General features: G+C 36.5%; 13 protein-coding genes. 4 read left to right on the top strand and 9 right to left on the bottom strand.

Annotation, left to right across the window (positions count from 1 at the left end; all coding sequences use genetic code 11):
• The first annotated feature begins 133 nt into the window (after positions 1–133).
• The 3 genes from ACSV4D_RS03520 to ACSV4D_RS03510 all read left to right on the top strand — a co-directional run bounded on the left by ACSV4D_RS03520 (position 134) and on the right by ACSV4D_RS03510 (position 1655).
• Positions 134–544: a BrxA/BrxB family bacilliredoxin gene (locus tag ACSV4D_RS03520; protein WP_439227169.1), complete on the top strand. Its 411-nt coding sequence runs from the start codon at positions 134–136 to the stop codon at positions 542–544.
• 189 nt (positions 545–733) lie between these two features.
• Positions 734–1270: a hypothetical protein gene (locus ACSV4D_RS03515; protein WP_439227168.1), complete on the top strand. Its 537-nt coding sequence runs from the start codon at positions 734–736 to the stop codon at positions 1268–1270.
• 52 nt (positions 1271–1322) lie between these two features.
• Positions 1323–1655 (top strand): 2Fe-2S iron-sulfur cluster-binding protein, encoded by a 333-nt coding sequence (locus ACSV4D_RS03510; RefSeq protein ID WP_439227167.1) that lies wholly within the window; start codon positions 1323–1325, stop codon positions 1653–1655.
• Between the two features lie 276 nt (positions 1656–1931).
• Here ACSV4D_RS03510 and ACSV4D_RS03505 read toward each other — a convergent pair whose 3' ends face one another.
• Positions 1932–3824 (bottom strand): peptidase U32 family protein, encoded by a 1893-nt coding sequence (locus ACSV4D_RS03505; RefSeq protein WP_439227166.1) that lies wholly within the window; start codon positions 3822–3824, stop codon positions 1932–1934.
• A gap of 203 nt (positions 3825–4027) precedes the next feature.
• Here ACSV4D_RS03505 and ACSV4D_RS03500 point away from each other — a divergent pair, with 203 nt between their 5' ends.
• Complete coding sequence (locus ACSV4D_RS03500) at positions 4028–4981, top strand: Fic family protein (protein ID WP_439227165.1); 954 nt, start codon at positions 4028–4030, stop codon at positions 4979–4981.
• A gap of 86 nt (positions 4982–5067) precedes the next feature.
• Here the strand turns inward: ACSV4D_RS03500 and galB are convergent, their stop codons facing one another.
• From galB to ACSV4D_RS03460, 8 genes are all read right to left on the bottom strand, one after another.
• Entirely contained in the window at positions 5068–7506 is a 2439-nt protein-coding gene (gene galB / locus ACSV4D_RS03495; protein ID WP_439227164.1) for a beta-galactosidase GalB, read from the bottom strand.
• A 136-nt stretch (positions 7507–7642) separates the two neighbouring features.
• Complete coding sequence (locus ACSV4D_RS03490; protein WP_439227163.1) at positions 7643–11161, bottom strand: malectin domain-containing carbohydrate-binding protein; 3519 nt, start codon at positions 11159–11161, stop codon at positions 7643–7645.
• Between the two features lie 2 nt (positions 11162–11163).
• Entirely contained in the window at positions 11164–13896 is a 2733-nt protein-coding gene (locus ACSV4D_RS03485; protein ID WP_439227162.1) for an alpha-d-galacturonidase, read from the bottom strand.
• Between the two features lie 149 nt (positions 13897–14045).
• The gene (locus ACSV4D_RS03480) at positions 14046–15962 is read right to left on the bottom strand and encodes an exo-alpha-sialidase (protein WP_439227161.1); all 1917 of its coding nucleotides are present in this window, start codon (positions 15960–15962) and stop codon (positions 14046–14048) included.
• Between the two features lie 45 nt (positions 15963–16007).
• On the bottom strand, positions 16008–16901 hold the full coding sequence (locus ACSV4D_RS03475; protein WP_439227160.1) for a sugar phosphate isomerase/epimerase family protein: 894 nt from the start codon (positions 16899–16901) through the stop codon (positions 16008–16010).
• 84 nt (positions 16902–16985) lie between these two features.
• Positions 16986–18131 carry a sialidase family protein gene (locus ACSV4D_RS03470; protein WP_439227159.1) on the bottom strand — a complete coding sequence of 382 codons (1146 nt, stop codon included), beginning with the start codon at positions 18129–18131 and terminating at the stop codon, positions 16986–16988.
• 24 nt (positions 18132–18155) lie between these two features.
• Positions 18156–20909: a glycoside hydrolase family 78 protein gene (locus ACSV4D_RS03465; RefSeq protein WP_439227158.1), complete on the bottom strand. Its 2754-nt coding sequence runs from the start codon at positions 20907–20909 to the stop codon at positions 18156–18158.
• Between the two features lie 142 nt (positions 20910–21051).
• The gene (locus ACSV4D_RS03460; protein ID WP_439227157.1) at positions 21052–22611 is read right to left on the bottom strand and encodes an MGH1-like glycoside hydrolase domain-containing protein; all 1560 of its coding nucleotides are present in this window, start codon (positions 22609–22611) and stop codon (positions 21052–21054) included.
• Between the last annotated feature and the right edge of the window lie 57 nt (positions 22612–22668).

The raw sequence follows: 22668 nt of genomic DNA, 5'->3' as shown, positions 1-22668 counted from the left end.
TGAAAAATACGCTGTTTTCTCTTTCGAGAACGGCTATTAAACTATAACAAAACTTTATAATCCAAACCATTTTGTTCAGCAGATTCTTTGTAACTTTGCCTATTCAAAATTTACAAATTAAAATACAAAAGATATGTATCCACAAGAAATGGTAACCCCAATGCAGGCTGAATTAACTTCAGCTGGATTTCAAGATTTACATAGTGCACAAGAAGTTGACAACGCTATTAAAGCGGAAGGAACAACATTGGTAGTGGTAAACTCTGTATGTGGTTGTGCAGCAAGAAATGCACGTCCGGGAGCTAAAATGAGTTTAGAAGGAGCTAAAAAACCAGATCATTTAATCACTGTTTTTGCAGGAGTTGATAAAGAAGCGGTTGATGCTGCCAGACAACACATGTTCCCTTTTCCTCCATCTTCACCATCTATGGCATTGTTCAAAAACGGAGAATTGGTTCACATGTTAGAGCGTCACCACATTGAAGGTCGCCCGGCTGAAATGATTGCTGAGAACTTACAAGATGCTTACAATGAATTTTGCTAAGGATTAAATTCTTACAAAAAGAAGAAAATTATTTACCGCAAATTCGCAAATTATTATTTTTAATTTGTGAATTTGCGGTTTTTTATTTGGAGCTATTTCCAAGTTATTCGTTTCAGTCTTTTCGGAATAAAAATTAATATATACATTTGATTTACTTGTAATCTATTAAACAACTCTAAAAATTTAAAAATGATTTCTGAAGAGGAAGCAAATGAATCTCTAAATAGAATTGAGAATCTTGATAAAATATTAAATAAATTATCTAATCATTATTCAGAACTTAATGCTAAGTCGATTTTAAGAGAGGATATTTTTGATGCTCTATATCTATCTTTGAAAAATAAATTGGACTGGGAACACCCACTTGACTTTTGGGATTTAGAAATCAACGAAGATGAGGCAAAAAATGTGTTATCTGACTTTGATTTTAAGACTGTATTTTTTAAAGTGCATACAAATAAAAATATAATTCCTCAGGACTTATTGATGCAGTACAAAGTCAAAATTAAATCTAATGGTTTAATTTGGCTAATTCATAAATATGACGCTGATCCTTTTCCTTCTAATCCTCACGCACATGAGTTAAATAACGGAATAAAACTAGACTTAAAAAATGGTAACTGTTATCGAAAAAACCAATTTTTGCATACAATAAAAAAGAAAGACTTACTTGAAATAAGAAAACAAGCTAGTAAAAAATTTAATCTACCTGAATTAGAAATCTAAAGGATACTTAAAAACTTTGCGAAAAACATTTGCATCTTTGCGGTTAAAAACTTTGGAAAAAGAATTCAAAAATATCCACTTCACTGTTACAGAAAACGGAACTCGAATTACCATTACAACGCGTCATGGCAGCTATCCTAATTTGATGTATTTGCTCAAGGAAGAATTACAGTTGGAAAGTTTTGGCGAATGTGGCGGCGTAGGCCGATGTGCCACCTGTGTGGTAAAAACATCCGGAATTACCGGAAATTCTGCCGTAAAAGACCGAAATGAACCCAATACTTTAGAACAATTAGGCTATTCTGATGAAGCTACACGGCTTTCCTGTCAAATCTATATCACCACTGATTTGAATGGAGCAGAAATTAGTATTTTGGAAATATAATTTTTCTTAGAAACTACGAAAGTCAAAAAAATCAAAACAAAGCCCTTTGACAAGCTCAGGGTGACAAACAACGTAAACACAAAGTTACACTACGCTTTTTTTTTAATAATCTGCGAAATTTGCGGTAAAAAAATTAAAAAATAGTTCGTGAATTCGGGACTGTTAAAAACAAAAAAGCCACAACATTCTAGTTGCAGCTTTCTGTATAAAAAATTCCAGTTGCGGGTCTCACTTTATGTGATTGCTTCCGGATCTCGCAATGACGAACTAATGGTATTATCTCCTTTTCACATAATCCAATTGCTCGTCCTGATCTATGATTTCAAATTCGGCATCTTTTTCCCAAATTTCCATCTCACAAGGTTTACAATTGAATTTCAATTTGTATTCGTTTTCACCATGTTTCAAGGTTAACGGTTCCTTTACTTTTTCTCCCATAGTATCTCGCTGGAAACGGGCACATTTACCCAACTCGTATTTCACGCAATATTTGGTTGTCATCACACGCGCTTTTCCCGGATCCCATTGCAATTCAAAGGCTTTTTCAATCTCAGTTACCCCGTGTCTTTTATAAAAAGCTCTGGCTAATTTATTCGAAACATTAAAAGTAAAATCCAGTTTTTCGGTTGGATAAGGATGATCCGTAGGAACGATTTGGAATTCTTCTCTGTGGTATTCGTTGATACGGATATCAATTAATTGTTCCAAAGCAATTCTACGTACTTCATTCACCTTTGAAATAGGTAAAAAGCAGTTGTTGCTGAATTCCACTTCAATCGCATCCACGATAAAAGGTGTGTTTCCTGTTTTAGCTAAGTTCTTTTTGATATTTGGTATTACCGATTCTTCACTTTTCGCTTCTTCTTTTGCTGTTTCTAAACTAGCAATACTTTGATGACCGTCTTCATCGGTAACAATCAGTTCAAAACCATTTGCTGTTTCTACAAAACGCATTTCAACACCAATTTTACGAACCGCAGCGTTTTCTTTTTCTACAATGCGGTTAAATTCCGCATCCGAATTACGATAAATCATTGTTCCTACCGGAATATTCTTGAACGTATTAGGCACCACAATATCATTCACAATAATATTGATTTGTACTCCATCAGCAATTCCATCTGCATTGATAAAATACAGACCATCGCCATTATTCAGCTTTTCGGAATTTTCAATTACATAACCATTGGCTTTGATTTCTGTTACTTTACCAATATGCTGTCCTTGTGATTTTGGACTTTCCCAGTTCCCAATTTTCTCTTTTCGTTGGTTTACAAAATAATCGGTGTAGCCTCTGTTGAAACTTCTGTCCATTTCCGGTTCGAAATTATAGAACGTTCTACCGGAAGATGCTTTTTGGAAATTCTCATTATTTTCTAAGAAAGCATCTAATTTCTTTCTTAAAAACGAAGTGTTATTTTTTACGTAAACAATATCTTTTAATCGACCTTCAATTTTAAATGAAGTAATTCCCGCTTCGATCAAAGCCGGCAATTGATCACTTAAGTCCAAATCTTTAATCGAAAGCAGATGACTTTCGGTCAATAAAGTCGTTCCGTTTCCGTCAATCAGATTGTAAGGTAAACGGCAGTTTTGCGCACAGGAACCACGGTTAGCGCTGCGTTCTCCACCCGCAATACTCATATAGCAATTCCCGCTAAAAGAAACACATAATGCCCCGGAAACAAAGAATTCTAATTCTACATCAGTTGCAGCAGCAATATCACGTACTTGGTCTAAATTCAGCTCTCTGGCCAAAACCACACGTTGCATCCCGACATCTTTCAGAAACTTCACATGTTTTGGGTCACGATTGTTCGCCTGTGTACTGGCATGAATCACAATGGGAGGCAAATCCATTTCCATAATAGCCATATCCTGCACAATAAGTGCATCGACACCAATATCGTATAATTGATAGATTAATTTTTTACAATCTTCTAGTTCGTTATCGTACAAAATCGTATTAATCACCACAAAAACCTGTGCCTTAAACAAATGGGCGTATTTGACCATTTCGGCAATATCTTCCACAGAATTCGTGGCATTAGTACGCGCTCCATAATGTGGTGCTCCAATATATACAGCATCTGCACCCGCATTGATAGCGGCAATTCCCTGAACCAGATTCTTAGCCGGAGCCAGAATTTCTACTTTCTTCTTTGTCATTTCAGTCCTTGAATTCCTTCTTTTTTGGAATCAGAGTGCAAAAGTATAAAATACTTCTTAAAAAATCAGGATTTTAGTGGGATTAAGATTTAAATGATTTGAAAAACAACTACTTATACAACAAAGAATTAATTGAATTAAAATAAAAACATAAAATTGAATTTATATCTTTATTTTTGATAGTATCAAATGATAGTATCAAAATGAAACCGCCATACGAAATAACCTCAGTAATTTTAAAATATATTTCTTCCATTTCTGAAAAAATTGGGGAAGTGAATGCTAAATATTTAGTAAAGACAAATCCAACTTTACGAAAACAAAATCAGATTAAAACAATCTATTCATCATTAAGTATTGAAGGGAATACTTTATCTGAAGAACAAATCACAGCAATATTAGAAAACAAAAGAGTTGTTGGTCCCCAAAAAGACATAATAGAAGTTTTGAATGCTTTAGAAGTTTATAAAAACTTAAATACCCTTAAACATCATTCTGAAAAAGATTTTTTAAAAGCACATAAACTGCTAATGAAAAATCTTATCGGAAATTCAGGAAAATACAGAACCAAAAGTGTTGGGATTGTAAAAGGTTCAAAAGTAGAACATATTGCACCTCCTTATGAAAATGTTCCTTTTTTAATGAAAGATTTATTTCAATATTTAAAAGATAAATCTGAAATCTCATTAATTAAAAGTTGTGTTTTTCATTATGAGATGGAATTTATTCATCCATTTATAGATGGAAACGGAAGAATGGGAAGATTGTGGCAAACTCTAATTTTGAAAGAAGAATATTCTGTTTTTGAATTTTTGCCTTTCGAAACATTAATAGCAAAAAACCAAGAAGCTTATTACAATTCATTATCCGTTTCCGACAAGGAAGGAAAATCAACTAAATTTATTGAATATATGCTAGGTATTATAGATGAATCTTTAAATGAGCTTTTAGATAATTCAACAAAAAAACTTTCTGATGAAGAAAGAATTCAAGTTTTCATTGAAAATTTCACATCTATTTTTACAAGAAAGGATTATTTAAATTTCTTCAAAGATCTATCATCAGCAACAGCTAGTAGAGATTTAAAAAAAGCGGTAGACAATGGAATCATTTCAAAAACTGGGGATAAAAAAACAACTGTATATCAAAAAAACTAACATTCACAGGAATGACAAATCTATGAGTTTAACAAAAAAAGCACGAATCGAAATCCGTGCTTTTTAAACTAAAAATATCGAAAAAATTATTCCACTTTAATATTCACAGTAGCAGCCGTAATATTTCCTGCTGTTGTGGCTTCCAAAGTTATATTTTCGGCCTTTTTATTTGATTGCAAAATTACTACGCATTTTCCGTTGTACAATTTGCGATAATCGGCTTTAAAAGGTTCTAAACTGGCTTGGTAACCATTATCAACACCAACAATTGTAGCACCTCCCGAAACTTTAAAGTTAATTAGATTATCAGCTTTTGGAAGTGGATTTCCGTCTTTGTCCTGCAAAGAAACCGTCACGTAAGCCAAATCATATCCGTCGTTTTTAATACTCGTTTTATCCGATTTTAAATCAATTTTAGTGGCTTCGCCAGCAGTATGAATTTCAGTTTCTTTCACCACTTTGCCTGCTTTTCTGGAAACGGCTTTCAAAGTTCCTGCTTCAAAAGGCACTTTCCAGGCAATATGCAATTCATCTCCTTGTTTGGTTTTCGAACCTAAAGATTTTCCGTTTAGGAATAATTCCACTTCATCGGCATTGTTGTAATACGCCCAAACATCTATCACTTGACCTGTTTTCCAGTTCCAGTGTGGCAACAAATGCAAGACTGTTTTATCACTCCATTCGCTTTGGTACATATAATACACATCTTTAGGCAAACCAGCCAAATCTACAATTCCAAAATACGAACTACGGGCAGGATACGGATACGGATCAGGTTCTCCAATATAATCGAAACCGGTCCAAACAAAAGTTCCTGCTATAAAATCATATTTCTTAGCTGCTTTCCAGTTTTCCTCATGCGTAGTTCCCCAGAAAGAAGCAATATTATCAAACGCAGTTACGGTCCAATCATCATTTCCATCAAAAGGCGCATTGTATTTTACGGGCCACATTCTGATGGTGTCTGTTGGCATATCATAATGACCACGAGTTTCTAATGCCGAAACACTCTCAGAAGCTATGATTTTTTGTCCTTTAAAACGTTCGGGGAAAGTTCCGTAATCAGCATGTTTGTAGTTAAATCCTAAAAGGTCTAACGCACCCGATTGATAGATAAAATTCTTCTCTGGAACATTCTCTGTCAGCGCCGAAGTTACGGGTCTGGTTTTGTCTAAGGATTTCACAATTTGTGCCAGTTCTTTAGTAATCGAAACTCCCGTACTATCAAATTGTTCCCGGATTTCGTTCCCAATACTCCACATCATCACCGATGGATGGTTACGGTCTCTTTTAATAAAATCTTCCAAATCACGTTTGTGCCATTCGTCCCAATATTTGTTGTAATCGTGGCTTACTTTTTTAAGTTTCCAAACATCAAAAACCTCATCTTGCACGATAAACCCCATTTCGTCGCACAGCTGAAGCATTTCTAACGAAGGTGGGTTATGAGCCATTCTGATAGCATTCACGCCCATTTCTTTCATGATAGTCAGCTTTCTTTTGATAGCATGATAATTAGCTACCGCTCCTAAAGCCCCATTATCATGATGCAGACAAACGCCGTAAATTTTCATTGGAATACCGTTTAAAGAGAAACCTTTTTCGGCATCAAAGGCAAAAAATCTAAATCCAAGAGGCGTTTCATATTCGTCTATCAAAGTCGTTTTTTCGTAGATTTTAGTTACTACCTTGTACAAATTAGGATTTTTAGTATCCCACAATTTTGGATTTTTCACTTCAAATTTTTGTCCTTTTTCCAAAACAGCATTTGCAGCAATAGTTTCAGTAGATTCTAATTTGGTCACCACATTATTATCAGCATCCAGAATAGCTGTTACCACTTTAAGCTGCTTTTGCATAGCAGCATCGTTCTGAATATTAACCTGATAATCTACCGTAGCTTTTTCCTTTGAAACTTCAGGTGTAGTGACATAAGTTCCCCAATGTGCCACATGCACTTTATCGGTAGTTACTAAACGTACATTTCGGTAAATCCCGGAACCGGTGTACCATCTGGAACTCGGCTGAGCATCATTATCCACTTTTACAGCAATGTAATTTTTTTGGTTACCAAATTTCAGATAAGGAGTCAAATCATAAGAAAACGAAATATACCCAAACGGACGTTTTCCTAAATAATGACCATTAATCCAGACTTCGCTGTTGCAGAATACCCCGCCAAATTCGATAGCAATGCTTTTATTTTTGGCAGATTCCGGTAAAGTAAATGACTTTCTATACCAACCTATTCCCGCAGGTAATGCGCCTTGTTTGGGTTTTGTTGGATAATCTGCGCTAAAAGTACCTTCGATACTCCAATCGTGTGGCAAATCTAATGTTCGCCAATCATTTGAATCAAAATCAGCCTGAATTGCCGATGGATGATCGCCTAATTTAAAATTCCAATCCGGATTAAAATCGGCAATTATTCTACTGTCTTTTTTTGTTGAGGCACAAGCCACCAATAACACCATTGCTATTGCTATTCCTCCTTTTTGTAAAACACTTTTATATTCTTTTACCATTGTATTATTTTTTTTCCCTACAAGGAATTTAAATTTTATCACGCAGATTCAACAGATTTGAGCAGATTTTTTTTAAGCTTATCTGACATCCAAAAATCTTTATTCTTGCCTCTTTTCTCTATTTTCTATTTTCTTTCTATTGAAACTCTAAAGACTCCAGACGCAATCCTTTCATATTATCCGATTCAATTCTTATTTTGTATTTTCCGGCATTAATATAACCTCCCGAAGTGGTATTTAAAATCTTCCATTTCTCTGTTGGTGCCGGGAATTCAATTTCGTCATTTCGTAACAAAATTCCATAAGCATCTTCGATAATCAATTTCACTTTTATCGGTTCCTGATTTAGATTCATGTATCTGAAACGCATCAGATAGATGTTCGCAACACCGGGATTGACTTCAAATTCAATACTGTTTGGTGTATTTTTAGCAAATTCAATATAATCAGCTGATTTGAAATTTCCTTTCACAGTTCCGCCTCCTTTTATTTTAGCAGTTTCAGCTTCCAGTTTTAGTGAAGGCCGGTCGTCTTTTACTTTTCCTAAATCAGAACTTGGCACTACTACAATCGTAAAAGCAGGAGTTCCATCACCTTTGTTGCCAAAAAACACCTTTTCGTCTTTTTTTACTTCTTTTTCAAAAATACTAAAAACAACTCCTTTATTGTTTGTAGCTGTTGCTTCTGATTTTTTATAATCTGAAAGCCATGGTAACGCTGTTTTTAGATTCGAATCAATCAAAACCGAAACTGTTGCATTTTCTTTCGAAATAAAAGAACCTGTTATGTTATTTTCATCTGCAAAATAAACATAATCGGAAGTGTACAAATTAGACGGTAATTGTGTAAACGTCACATCTGAATTTAAATATTGTTTTGAATTCAGCTGTAACCAGGAACCAACTTCAACTGATGTATTTGCAACAACATCTAAGATATTCTTTGGTGAAGGAGCAGCTGCTTTTACCGATTGATCTTTCGACGCAATCGCAATAGCGGAAATAATTCCTTCTCCGGAAGTTACTTTTGGAAAATCAATTACTAATTTTCCATTTTTGCTTTCTGCTACAAAAGTTTTCTTTACCGCTTTCGCAAAACCAACTTCGTTCCAAATATCAAAATCCTTTAAAACCACCTGATTATTGATTGCCACATCAAAAATACGCCAGTCTTTGCAATCTAATCCTCCACCGGTTCCGTACCAAGGCTCAGAAAAATACAATTCGACTTCATATTCCCCATCGGCAACAGGAAATTCATATTTTAACTTATCCATTCCATAACGGAAATTTTGGAATAAGGCATCATTCTGAGTTCCGTCAACAAGGTCAAAAGTAGCACGCTGACTCGCAAAATAAGCGGGTATATTTTTAAAATCATCTGTCCAGGACAAAGAACCCCAGGTGTTCGCTTCCGTTTTATGAACATCAGCTAACCATTGGTTTCCGTCTGCATCTTTATAATCAGGACCTCCACAATTGACACGATAGATGTAATTATAATTCGCTTTTGTCGAAACAATTTCTTCTTTGGAACTTAATGATTTTAAGTTGGGTGCTTCAGGCAAATTATGCAGCACAATATAATCCTGAGCTACTTTTTTGCCATTTACATAACCCACAGCGTACAGGACATTATACTGAATATTGACTTTATTCCATTGAAAATGCTGTCCTCTTCCCGGATTTTTTAATCTCCCTAAAGACTGATTATTGACATCATTAAACAATTCTACCTCATCACAATTAGAATATACATCAATCCCGTTTTTAATCCCGGCAGATTCCCAGCGGTTGGGCCAGGTGTGTGAAACAATATACACCATCGGGTTGGTTTTATTGGAAACATAATTAGCGCGGTACATATAATACGCATCTAGCGGCTCACCCCAAATACTGAACAATCCTTTGTAATTTACCGGTCCCACCTGATCGACAGCTCTGAATCCTTCTCCGTTTTGTTCCCTTCCCGGATTTTCATGTGATGCAAATAACCAGTTGTATTGTCCCGCAATTTTATCTTTTACAGACTCCGCTTCACGCACTTTAATCTCCATTAACTGCGAAAATCGGTTTTCACTCAAAAGCCCTTTTTGGTCAAATTCGCCAAAAGTATGTAAATCTATGGAACGCCAGGCACCATATTCTCCGTTTAATAACTGAGACGTCATTTCGACATCATAATTAAACGGATCACCACCATAAGTTCCGGACCAGTTTTGTACTACATTCCAATCCGTTCCTTCGCCACCGTTGCAAGTTGTTACTTTTCGTTGCGAGGATGCTGTTGGATCCATTTCACGAATAATCGCTGTACATTCTTCGGCAAATTCTTTCGGAATCGTACTTTCGTTCTGCAATCCCCACAATACTACTGATGGATTATTACGACGTTCTTTAATCCATTCGCGCAATAAGGTTTTGAAATTCTCTTTAAACTCCGGCGTATCGTACCATATATGAGCCGAAAACTGGCTCCAGAATAAGATTCCGCTTTCATCCAGCAATTCCTGATATTTCAAATTATGAGGCTGATGTGCTTCTCTAAATGAATTGAATCCTGCCGCTTTTATCTGTTCAATTCTGGCTTTTATCTGTTTATCCGAAAAAGAATGACTCTGACCTATCTGATGTTCATATTCACAGGTTCCATTGATAAAAACAGGCTTATCATTAATAAAAAATCGGTTATCTTCTCCCGGTCTGTCTACTGGCCAGGAAACCCAACGGATTCCGTAAACTGTTGTAATTTTATCTAAAACTTTATTATTTTCTGAAATAGTAGTCGAAAGTGTATATAAATACGGATTGTCAGGCGACCACAATTTTGGTTTTTTAATTTTAGGTAATGTTTGCTGAATTTCCTTCGTTTCATTAGAAAGTGAAACAGTACTGGTAACCGAAGCTACCTTTTTACCTTTTTCATCCAAAAGTACACTAGTGACCATAACATTTCTATTGGATACGCTGTAATTTTGTAGCTCGGTTGTGGTGTGTAAAATAGCTTGTTCTTTTGAAGTCGATTGATCATTCCAGATATGAACACCAAAAGGTTCAATTCGAACATCATTAGTAATCACTAAAGTTACCGGTCTGAAAATCCCCATAGGCTGTGAACCTTCTGAAAATCCCCATTCACCGGAACATCCGCCACAAACCCAGGGCAAATCGGCAATGAAAGCAGGATGAGCCGCTTTGACAACGATTTTATTTTCAGCATCAAACTTTACAACATCCGTTATGTCCAGAGTAAAAGTGGTACGACCCCCTTTGTGCTGACCTACTTCTGTTCCATTTACCCAAACGGTAGCATAACTGTTTACTCCTTCAAAAAACAGGAAATATCTTTTGGCTTTTTGCTGTTTTCCAATTTTTATTTTTTTTGAATACCAGGCTGTTCCATGCAAATTGCCGTGTGTCATTTGGCGAAAGCCATAATACTGATCCCAGTTATGCGGAACATCTACCGCTTTCCAGTCCGTATCCGAATGATGTACAAAATCCTGATCTGAACCTGAATTGGAATCAACCATAGTTGTTTTCCAATCGGCATTCAGCGAAATTTCTTCACGTGTTTGCGCCAGAATTTGATCACTTTTGCAAAAAGCAAAAACAATAAATATCAAAAATAATATAGTCTTTGTTTCTTTTTTCATAATTAATAAAATAACCAGTCTACAGCTTCTTTTTCATCTGCCCCAATGAAACCTACATCACGGGTTTCAATCTTTTGATTGGCATCAATAAAACCTAAAATCAATACTCTTCCTTTACCCAGATTAAGTTCATTTTCTCCTGCTTTAAAAGTATAAGTATGAATATTAATTCTTGGCAAATCTTTTAAATTCATCGCATTCGCCAAGATTACTTCGGCTTCACCTCTTTCATTTCCTGCTGCATTAGTTTCGAGACTTGGAGGAAATAAAAATCTTTTCTGATCTGAGTTAAAATAGCCTACCACTAATTTCACTGCTTTATCATTTTTAAATTTCAGCGTAGTTCCTTCGGTATTCTGCTGGTCTTCTATCAATGAAATTCCTTTTAAATTTTTTAGTTCAGGAGCGACTTTTATCAATTCAGAAATATCCGTTCCATAGACTTTAGTTCCTTCTTTCACCGCATAAGAGACTGCCTGTGGACTGAGCATTGTCACTTGGGCTGTTTTCCAAGGTGTAATTGCTTTTGGTTTGATTTTTCCATCTTTAGCTTCTTTTAACAATACTAAATTTCGTTTAAAATTAGCCAGTTCACGTTCGTAATGCGGTAACAATTCCTCCCAGGTTTTGTTGTTCCCATCATCACCACCTATTGGAATTCGACGTTGCGCAGTCTGCATACTATTGGCATACCAATAGGTATCTTTAGTCAGCTTTACCAATTCCTCATAATACGTCAATGCTCTTTCTAAATGTGGTACGGCCTGATCTAAATCGGCAATATCATTCGAATAACTGAAACGTAAAACCAACATGGCTGCTTTTACTTTTTCGGAAAAACAATTGGCAAAAGCATTATAACAGTACACATCATTCTTTAAACGATTGAATTCTTCCTTGTCTTTAGTCACCTTTGGAGCGGCTTTATCAATCGCTGCTACGGCAATTTTTCCGTGTTGCACAATTTCGCTAATCAGCTGCGTAGGAATTTCTCCGGAATGGGCTTCATGGTTCCATTCTTTTCTGGCATACTCCTGAAGCAACTCGCCCGGAGGTCCGCAAGATTCGTGAAATCCCGGATACACGCGCCATTTGGCTGGATTGACCAATTGGCTTTCGAACATTCCTAACAACAACGTTTGACGATTTCCTTCGGTAATTCCGAATTTTCGAAGTGTTTTAGGAGCAATTTCACCTATTTGCTCATAAGCTTCCAGAATATTTTTTGCACTTTCAACATCTGTACCGTATTTTGTAGCTAATTGGGCATCCCAATAACTAATTTCCTGAGTTCGGTCTCTTTTACTGTCCCACGCATATCTTGCCCATGCTTGATACCAAATCCAGTCGCGGTCCATTTCTAATAATCGTTCCCCGGTTTTGGTTTTATCGGCAGTATACGGCCAGTCCCAATATGACGCTTGCGGATACAAATGCAACGCATTTGCTCCATGAATAGTATGCATTGCTTTTACAGTTTTCTGGATAAAATCAGGAGAACCATATCTAAAAGGCTCCAGATTGGCCAAAATATGTACATTTTCAATATGAATTGAACCCAAAGAACTCAACTGTTTGTGCGTTTCTCCCCAAGGTCCCCCTGGTGTATATGTGGTCAAAGATTCTCCGGTGTACTTACTCATGGTATATAAATTTTTATATAAAGGCAAAGCTTTCGCCATTACCGCTGGAGCATCGGTATCGTGTGAACGCAAAATAATGGGTGGTTCTTCCGTTTTTCCTAAAGCTTTCAAACCGTCCTGAACACCGGGAAGAATGGTTTTAGTAAACCAATTTACATCATCTTCAACCGTATTCATCGCTTCACCCAAGCAAACCAACAAACCAACATTCGGATATTTTTCGATAAAGGCAGTAATTGATTTTTGGGTATAATCGGCAATTAACGGAGTGATAACGCGCTCTCTTTCCTGAGTTTTTAAGTTGTAATGATCGGCAAAAGGCTTCGAAAGAATGATATTATAAAACATCTGAATGACCCAGATTCCTCTTTTATTAGCTTCTTCGGTTAAGAATTGAAAAACTTCTTCGTTTTTCTTAAATGTTTCATCACTTACTTCGACAGCAAACGGATACTCCTTTAGTTTTACCAATGAGGCAAACGGATGTCCGTTCCACAAATACAGGGAATTCATGCGGTTTTCAACCATCATATCCAGATATTTGATCCAAAGCGCTTTATCATAAAACCATGGAAAAGATTCCGGCGTATAAGGATATTCATAAACGCCACGACCTTCCAGATAAGTTGTTTTTTGCATTCCGATACAAGTTCCTCTCAAGACCATTTCCGGACTGTCGTTTTTACTGATTTCGGCTGGTAATTTGTTTTCTTTTTTAATAACATCGGCTAGTTCTAAAGCACCATATAAAGCTCCAGAAGCATCAAAGCCTTCAATAAAAATGATGCTTTTTTGCGTACTGATTTGGAAGCCTTCCTTTTTAGTTAACTGACTTTCGTCCAAAGTAAATTTGGCCGTATTTTTTTTCCAAAAATCAGTTCCTTTTTCGCCAATGACAATTACTTTATCTTTTGATTTTTTTGGTACTTTATCAGCAAAAATCACTTTATATCCTTTTGTTTTTGCTGCTTCTGATATTTTTTCGGCTCCAAATTGCGCTCGTGGCGACTGAACATCACTTACAATGGTAAGCTGTTGCGCTGTCGCAAAAGAGACGTAAAAACTGAAAAAAAGTAAACTTATATATTTCATTTCTATTATAATTTTGTTTTAGAAATCTCATCCTGTCTAGTTTGTCATTTCAACGAAGGAGAAATCTCCAGATACTGAATCCACAATACTTAACTCACTTTGTGAAGATCCCTCGTTCCTCAGGATAACAAAAATGAGGAACCATTTTTTTAATTCTGAAAAATTTTCTTCAAATAAGCGGCATTAGCTCCATAATTAGCTTTCACATCATGGACTTGATTGATATCTCTGGATCGCTCTATAATTAACCACCCATGCCATTGCATGTCGTCAAGTGTTTTCTTTATTTTAGGAAGATCAACAGCTTTATTATTTTCCAGCCAAACTCCATCTGTAGTCGAAGCATGAATTTGAGCAATATTGTCTCTTCCCAAAGTTTTTAATTCTTTAGAAATGTCTCTTCCGTTATCAATTGCATTGGCAAAATTGAATGAAATTTTAATATTTCTATTTCCAATTTCTTCTAATAATTTTTTATCTCCCGCAGCATCCAAAGAAGTTTCTACAGCAATAACACCATCCACTTTATTTACTTGTTCTCCAGCCCATCGAAGACGTTCTACAATTTTTGCTCTTAATTCCGGATGTTTTACTAAATCTCCTTTCGTACCCAAAGGCAAATAAGCGACCTGAACATTCATATTTTTCATAGTTTCGATGCAATCATTTACCATTTTCTCTACGGATTCTCTTTCTGCAAAAGATTGTCCATAAAAACCAGACATCGCAATCGAACTTATTTCTACTCCAGTCTCTTTTGATTTGTCTAAAAACTTTTGTCTCTCAACCGGATCTCCCAATTTACTATCAAAAGTTTCTCGATTACCCAAACCACCCATATCCAATTCGATGCCATCTGAACCAATTGTTTTCGCCAATTCAAATGCACCCAATTTTTGTCTTTTTAATATCATCCAGTCACAAACCGCAACCTTATATCTTTCTTTAGTCGGACCAGGCCAAACTCCATCTACAATAGGAAAAGATACTAATTTTGAAGGATCAATTTTTACATATTTGATACGTTGCCTTCTCCATGTATAAACACAATGTAACATCCCATCTGAGCTTTGAATGATTGCCGGATAGGAATATTGCCCGATTCCTGAATCCTCTAATACCAATGAAGCATCCCAATTGATTCCATCTTTTGATACAGCAATATTCAATGGAGTTCTGATTCCTTTTATTTGATCTTCATTGGGCCAAACATGATTGTAAATTAAAACATGCTGTCCATTTTTCATGGTTACTGCATCGGTTCCTGAGCTATTATTAGGCATATTCAACAGTGAAATATCCGACCAAGTATTACCGTTATCTGAAGAAAAAGTACTAAATAAATGTCTGTTTCTTGTTCTTCCGATGGCTTGTATCTTTTTCCCTTTATGGAATAAAATACTAGGCTGAATGGCATTTATTGTGTCTTTCCCTCGAGATATCGTATCTCCCATAATCCAATTTTTTCCAAAATCTGGAGTCGATTCCATTCGCAAATACCAGCCCTCTCCTTCAACGCTTGACGGTGATAAAAGTGTTCCATTTGCTAACAATACCGGTTTGTTTTTGATGGGCCCTAAAAAATCTTTAGGCATTTTTTCTGGTTTTGACCAAGTTTCACCACCATCTGATGAACGAATAATCATTCCCCACCACTCTGTAGGACTTGGACCTATTTTATAAAAAAGCATCAAATCACCATTTGGAATTTGGTATAATACAGGATTCCAAGTGGCATAACGCAAGGTATCGTTGATTACTCCATTGGCAACTTCTACACCTTCTGTCCATTTTCCATTTTTAAGTTTGCTTACCCAAATACCAACATCCGGGTCTTTTTCATTGGTACCACCAAACCATGAAGCTACAAGTTCTTTATTGGTTGTTTCTACAATGGTTGCCGCATGACAAGATGGATAAGGAGCTGTCTCAAATATAAATTCATCTTTAACAATCCCTTCTTTCCAGGTCTTATCTTGTAATGCTATTTTAGTATCAAAAGTTGGTTTACAACTTCCTAAAAGTAGTATTCCTACCAAGATCAAAGCAATTTGTATTATCCTCATTCTAATTTGTTTTTTAATTTATTTTAAAAAGTAAAACCGATTAAACTAATTTTGAAAAATTTTCTTCAAATAGGCCACATTTGCACCATAATTCCTCTTTACATTGTACACATCAGTGGTGTCACGAGAGCGCTCCACAATCAACCAGCCTTTCCAATTCATTTTATCCAAAGTGCTTTTGATTTTTGGCATATTAATAGCCGGATCTTTTTCTAACCAAAACCCATCTGTATTGGAAGCGTGAATTTGAGCAATATTCTTTTTGCCTAAAATTTGTAATTCAGACGCAATGTCTTTTCCGTTTTCTATAGCATTTGAAAAGTTGAACGAACTCTTAATTTGTTTACAGTTTACCTCTTTTAAAAAGGCTTTTTCGGCTGTGGCGTCCAAGGTTGTTTCAACAGCAATTACCCCGCCTACTTTGGCAACTTGTTTTCCTGCCCAACGCAATCTTTCGATAATTACAGGACGCAATTCCGGAAATTTTTTCAAATCACATTGATTACCCAACGGCAAATAAGCCACTTTTACATTCATGGTTTTCATAGCATCAATACAATCCTGAACCATTAGTTTTACGGTTTCACGCTTTGCAAAAGATTGCCCGTAAAATCCGGACATCGCAATTGAAGAGATACCAACATTGAATTCTTTGGACTTGTCCTTAAATTTCTTTACTTCAACAGGATCAGCAAGTTTACTGTCAAAAGTTTCCCGGTTTCCTAAACCGCCCATGTCTAATTCGATTCCGTCGGCTTTTATTTGGCTGGCCAATTCGAACGAACCTAATTTTTGTCTTTTTAAAATCATCCAATCGCATACTGCGACCTTGTATTTTTGCTTGTTTTTTACTTGTCCAAAAACCAAATTATTAGATGTTCCTGCAATTAGCAGCAACATCACAACAATGAAGTTTTTATTAAAATTCACTTTACTCATAATTTCTTTTTTACCATTAAGAAATTAAACTAATTAAGTTTTCTGCTTAACTTCCTTAATTTCTTAATGGTTCATTTTAAATTCTTATTCTTCTTCTGCCTTAACAGCAGTAACTACTTTTCCTTTTTCACCAGGCCAAATTCCTTTTTTGATAGGAAGAGTCACTAATTTTGAAGGATCAATTTTTACATATTTCAATTTCTGTCTTCTCCAGGTGTAAACGATATGTACCATACCATCTTTACTTTGTATTACTGATGGATACGAATACTGACTAATATTTGAATCTTCTAAAACCAAAGCGGCATTCCAGTGGATTCCGTCTTTTGAAATCGAAACATTTAGCGGTGTTCTTGGTCCTTTGGCTTCTGTTCCCGGAGGTAAAACATGGTTATACACCAATAAATGCCTTCCGTCTTTAAGTGTTACCGCATCGGTTCCTGAATTGTTGTTTGGCATATCTAGCAACTCCAAATCCGACCAAGTTTTTCCATTGTCTTTAGAAAAAGTACTAAACAACGCCCTGTTTTTTGTCCTACCAATAGCCTGAAGACTTCCGTCTTTATGAAAAAGAATACTTGGCTGAATTGCATTAACTTGGTTTTTTCCTCTCGAAATAGTATCGCCCATCACCCAGGTTTTTCCAAAATCAGGAGTTGATTCCATACGCAAATGCCATCCATTTCCTTCGGTGCTGGATGGTAATAATAAATTTCCGTTACTTAGTAAAACAGGTTTATTCTTGATAGGTCCTAAGAATCCGTCAGGCAATTTCTCTGCTTCTGACCAGGTTTTTCCTCCGTCAGTAGATCTTCTTAGCATTCCCCACCACTCTGAAGGTTTTGGACCAATTTTGTAGAACAACATCAAATCGCCTCCGGGAATTTGATACAGAACCGGATTCCATGTTGGTAATCTTGGTCCGTCTTTCATTATTCCGTCTGCCACCTGAATTCCTTCACCCCATTTGTCGCTGCCTTTCTTTTTCACACTTACATAAATACAGACATCAGGATTTCTTTCACGTGTTCCTCCAAACCAAGCTGACACTAGATCACCATTAGTTGCCTCTACAATAGTTACCGAATGACAAGAAGGATAAGGTGCTTTATCATAGATAAATTGATCTACTAAAATGCCTTCTTTCCAGGTTTTATTTTTTAAAGCAGAACTACAACTTCCTAATGTTATCACTCCAATAAGCATGACTGCTATTTTTAATCCTCTCATTTTATTTTTATTTGTTATTGTAATTTATTTTAAGTTTATGGTATAAACCCCTGATGGCAAGCTTACAATTTGTTGATTACCTTCAGTTTTATATTTAATTCCTATTTTTTCTAATTTTGCTTTATTTACAGTAATTTTTTTCGAATCAGTTGTTGGTAAATAAACCACAGCCGAAGTATTTGCCGGAATTGTAATGTTCCATTCCAAACCATTTTTATTTTTTTTCCAATGGCTTTTAATCAATCCATGAATAGATTCGTAAGAAGCATTTACAAAAGTGAGTCCGGCATTAAAATCGGGTTTCATGATAATTTCCTTGAAGCCCGGATTTTCAGGATTGCTCTTGATTCCCGCCATATTTTCGTAGTACCAAATCATTAAATCACCTAAAAGCATCACGTGATTTTGAGAATTCATCGTGGGGTCAGCTGTGTTTCCATTCCATAATTCCCAAATGGTTGTGGCACCGTTTTCGACCATATAACCCCAGCTTGGATAGGTTTTATTGGAAGCTAATTTATAAGCCAGATCACCTCTTCCAAAATTGGTTAGCGTTCGCATTAAAAACTGTGTTCCAATAACTCCCGTGCTGATATGACCGTTTTTAGTCACTTCCACTTCGTGAACCATATTTTGAAAAACCTTCTCTTTTAGGTTTTCAGGAACCATCCCGAAAGCCAAAGGCAGAACATTAGCGGTTACGGTATTATTAGCATAGCTGTTGGTAGCTGTATTCAAATATTTAGCATTGAATGCTTTTTTAATTCTTGTTGCCAAATCCTCATAATGAGCAATATCGGATTCTGCATTCGCTATTTTAGCAAACTTTTGCATTATACCCAAAAGCTGACAATAAAAAGCACTGGATAACAATTGTCCATCGGTTAAACGGGCAGGATCTTTAGAACGAATCAACTCTAAAGATTCCGGTGGAACACACCAATCTCCATATTTATCTTTGTTCATCAAATCGTTTTTCAGATAATTTTCTTCCATATACGTCATCCACTTTTTCATCGACGGATATTGTTTTTTAATTACTTCAACATCTGCAAATTGCTGATACAACATATCCGCAACTGTAATGTAAGTTCCGGGCCAGGTTACATTATCACCATAATAACGCCAGAATGCCGGCGCCACATCTGGCAATCCACCGTCCTGAGTTTGGGAATATTTGATATCGTCGAGCCATTTGGCATACAAAGTCTGATTATCGAATAAAAAACTTTCACCATAAGCTCCTGTTGTTCTGTCACCCAACCAAGGTTGGCGCTCGTTTCTTTGCGGACAGTCGATTGGCATTCCTTTGTAATTTCCGCTGATTCCCCACCAGGCGTTTTTAAAAATCTGGTTCATCGTTGCATCCGAAGATTCGAAAGTTCCTGTTGTTTTAATGTCGTCATATACCACTTTTCCAATGAAATTATCCAATGTTGGCTTGTTCGGAAAACCGGAAATTTCTACAAAACGGAAACCGTGAAATACAAATCGTGGTTCCCAGATTTCTTCTCCTCCGCCTTTTAGTGTATAAACATCGGTAGTTTTCGCATCACGCAAATTGGCAATGTACAGCGACCCATCCTCCTGTAAGGATTCGGCGAATTTCAGTGTGATTTGGTCACCAGATTTTCCTTTTACTTTCAATTGCAACCAGCCTACCATATTCTGACCCATGTCTAAAATGTAAGTTCCTCTTGGAGTCGCTTTGATAGAAATGGGTTTTACCTCAGCCATTATTTTCATATTCGGTGTCATCTGCGCTTCATAAAAACCGCCCGGTTCCTGCACATATCTGGCATTTATCCAAGTAGAATCATCAAAATTAGTTGTGTTCCACCCTTTCATTTCCTTACGGGCATCGTATTCTTCACCGTCGTATTCGTTGTTAGCCAAAATTGGTCCGTCGGTAGTTAATTTCCAGGTTTCATCGGTTCTGATTACCTCATTACTTCCGTCGGTATATTCCACAAACAATTGCAAAGCCATTTTTGGAAAACCAAAAGATTTTATTTTATAGGGTTTGTAATCCTGACGCATCGCAAAATAGCGTCCGTTTCCTAAAATAGTACCCAACATATTTTTGCCTTCTTTCAATTGCGCAGTCACATCAAAAACATTAAATTTTACGTTTTTTGTATAATCTGTTGGAACGGGAGCCAATACCTGATCGCCAATTTTATTTCCGTTGATGTACAGCTCATACAAGCCCATACCCATGATGTAAACCTTGGCATTTTTGATTGGTTTTTTCAAATCAATTGCTTTTCGCAAATAACGGGCTGAAAGTCTGGAATACTGAGAAACACTATCGTCTTTTGATAATCTTTCATAGCCAATCCAACGTGTAGACTTCCAATCGGCATAGGTCAAAATCCCGATGCTGAAATGTGCCGTTTCATCCGATTTAATTTCGCCTTTATTTGTCCAAACAATTACTTTCCAAAATGCATTTTGTCGGTCGCCCAGCTTTTTGCCTTTGTAAACAATATTGACAGATTCGTTGCTACTTACTTTTCCGCTATCCCATAAATCGGCTTTGTTCGCATTCAGATTTTCCAAAGTCGAAGCGACCATAATTTGATAGGCCGTTTGTTTCACATCATTCACATCCGACTTTATCTGCCAGCTCAAACGAGGTTGCACTACATCAATTCCTTCCGGATTGTTTAGCATTTCGCATTGCAGATGGGTCACGCTGATTTTATTTTGGGCTTTTGCCAAAGAAAAACAGAATAATGCAATTAGAATAAATGTATGTAGAAGTATTTTTTTCATAAGTTTTATTTTTATTCCCATTTTTGTCATTCCGACGAAGGAGGAATCTCCACAAGAAACTCCGTAAGGTAGTTCAATCTTTGTCGATTCAGCTTACTGAGATCCCTCCTTCGTCGGGATGACAAAGCGAACGTAAATTCTATTACTCCGCAACTAATTTTTCTAATCTCTCAGAAACCCCAATTTCCTTCCCATTCTTAAAAATCCTAAACCCTTTCCCTTTACCATATTTTTCTCCTGTTTTATCCCAAAGGATGGTGATGATATTGCCGTGATACAACACATTATCCAGACAAAACCAATCCCATTTTTCCTGTGGAATCAACGGATTCACTTCAATTTTCTCATCAGCTCTCGGACGTAAACCAACTAATCCCGTAATCATCAAATCATTAAAAGTAGAGTGATTGTAATAACGGCTGCGTTCTCTGTCGCCCATTAACCAATACCCCGTTGTTTCGTCCAGATATTCGCCAATATATGGTCGCCCACGATAATATTGTGATTCCACATACAAATTCATTTGTTTGAAATAATCATTTGCATCTACTACTTTTTGCTCATAATCATTTAGCAAATTAGCCATAGCGGTTAAGGTTTGCGAAGTAGCAAATGGCCAGATAGCACCATCCCACTCACAAGTTCCGGTTCCATGTGTTCTAAAACGCGGACTTCTTCTCTCGGCAGTGGTTAAACCAAAAGGAGCCGAAAATCCTTTTTCATCCTTTAATTGTTCCCAGGCCTTTTCAAAACCTTTATTCTTTTGCGGCAAATTAAAATACCACGGAATAAAACCAATGGCTTCTCTTACTTGTGCCAAGGTATCTTTCTCGGTAAAGGTTTCAAAGAACTCGCTTTTCGGATTCCATAATTTGGTTTCTACCAATTGTTGCAACACATCGGCTTTAGCTTTAAATTTTGCTTCCGTTTCCTTATCGCCTTTCATTCCGGCCATTTTTGCAATCGCCATCGCATTACCATACATATAACTGTTAATGGTTGGTCTTGCATTTTGCACTTTTCGTCCGCCACTCAGGGATTCTTCCATTCCGTCTTTTACATCATGCTGCCAGAACAAACCATCTTTGCGCTGACGGTCTTTTTCCCAAACGGCATAATCCGTAACCAGATCCGGCATCATATCCAATAAGAATTTTTTATCGTTGTTTACCAAATAACGATTGTACAAAGCATCGGCAGTCCAGCTACTAAACTTATACAACTTGTTCATAGGTTTTCCCTCATTGCCTCTGTACCATAAATGCACATCCTGCTCAATGTATTTTGGGTCATGAACCCATCTGAATTCGTTAATATGATGCCCTAGAGCACAGGCAATCATATTGTATTTATCGGCATAGGAACGATCTACCAAAAACTCAGTGATTGCATAACCCTGAGGCGTATTTTTGATGTGTTTGCGGGCTGTCCACCAACGGAAATAATAGATTTCTTCAAAATTTTGCTGTGGACATTCAAACAACGGAATATTCTTTTCCATCCATGTCCAGGCACTATCATTTGGAATGGCAAACTTCAGGTTTTCGTCTTCCATGGTGTTGAAATAATCAACATAATGTTTGAAGTTATCGGCTTTCAACACAGCTCCTTTTGAAAAATGTCCCGAAGTGGATTTACAGCCGCTTAATGAAGCGATCAAAACTGTAAAAGCGATTATTTTGTATTTAAAATTTGTCAACATTTTAATTATTTATTTTTTCAGTTTGTTTGTCATTGCGCTCACGTTATGAGATCGCAA

Source organism: Flavobacterium sp. ARAG 55.4 (assembly GCF_051846875.1).
GTDB lineage: Bacteria > Bacteroidota > Bacteroidia > Flavobacteriales > Flavobacteriaceae > Flavobacterium > Flavobacterium plantiphilum.
This window is presented reverse-complemented; position numbering and strand designations above follow the sequence as displayed.

What these genes read in the sequence shown, in the direction of transcription:
- ACSV4D_RS03475 (WP_439227160.1), bottom strand. Translation starts at nt 16,901, where the DNA reads ATGAGTAAAGTGAATTTTAATAAAAACTTCATTGTTGTGATGTTGCTG.
- ACSV4D_RS03490 (WP_439227163.1), bottom strand. Translation starts at nt 11,161, where the DNA reads ATGAAAAAAGAAACAAAGACTATATTATTTTTGATATTTATTGTTTTT.
- ACSV4D_RS03485 (WP_439227162.1), bottom strand. Translation starts at nt 13,896, where the DNA reads ATGAAATATATAAGTTTACTTTTTTTCAGTTTTTACGTCTCTTTTGCG.
- ACSV4D_RS03470 (WP_439227159.1), bottom strand. Translation starts at nt 18,131, where the DNA reads ATGAGAGGATTAAAAATAGCAGTCATGCTTATTGGAGTGATAACATTA.
- ACSV4D_RS03500 (WP_439227165.1), top strand. Translation starts at nt 4,028, where the DNA reads ATGAAACCGCCATACGAAATAACCTCAGTAATTTTAAAATATATTTCT.
- ACSV4D_RS03460 (WP_439227157.1), bottom strand. Translation starts at nt 22,611, where the DNA reads ATGTTGACAAATTTTAAATACAAAATAATCGCTTTTACAGTTTTGATC.
- ACSV4D_RS03515 (WP_439227168.1), top strand. Translation starts at nt 734, where the DNA reads ATGATTTCTGAAGAGGAAGCAAATGAATCTCTAAATAGAATTGAGAAT.
- ACSV4D_RS03465 (WP_439227158.1), bottom strand. Translation starts at nt 20,909, where the DNA reads ATGAAAAAAATACTTCTACATACATTTATTCTAATTGCATTATTCTGT.
- ACSV4D_RS03505 (WP_439227166.1), bottom strand. Translation starts at nt 3,824, where the DNA reads ATGACAAAGAAGAAAGTAGAAATTCTGGCTCCGGCTAAGAATCTGGTT.
- ACSV4D_RS03480 (WP_439227161.1), bottom strand. Translation starts at nt 15,962, where the DNA reads ATGAGGATAATACAAATTGCTTTGATCTTGGTAGGAATACTACTTTTA.
- galB (WP_439227164.1), bottom strand. Translation starts at nt 7,506, where the DNA reads ATGGTAAAAGAATATAAAAGTGTTTTACAAAAAGGAGGAATAGCAATA.
- ACSV4D_RS03520 (WP_439227169.1), top strand. Translation starts at nt 134, where the DNA reads ATGTATCCACAAGAAATGGTAACCCCAATGCAGGCTGAATTAACTTCA.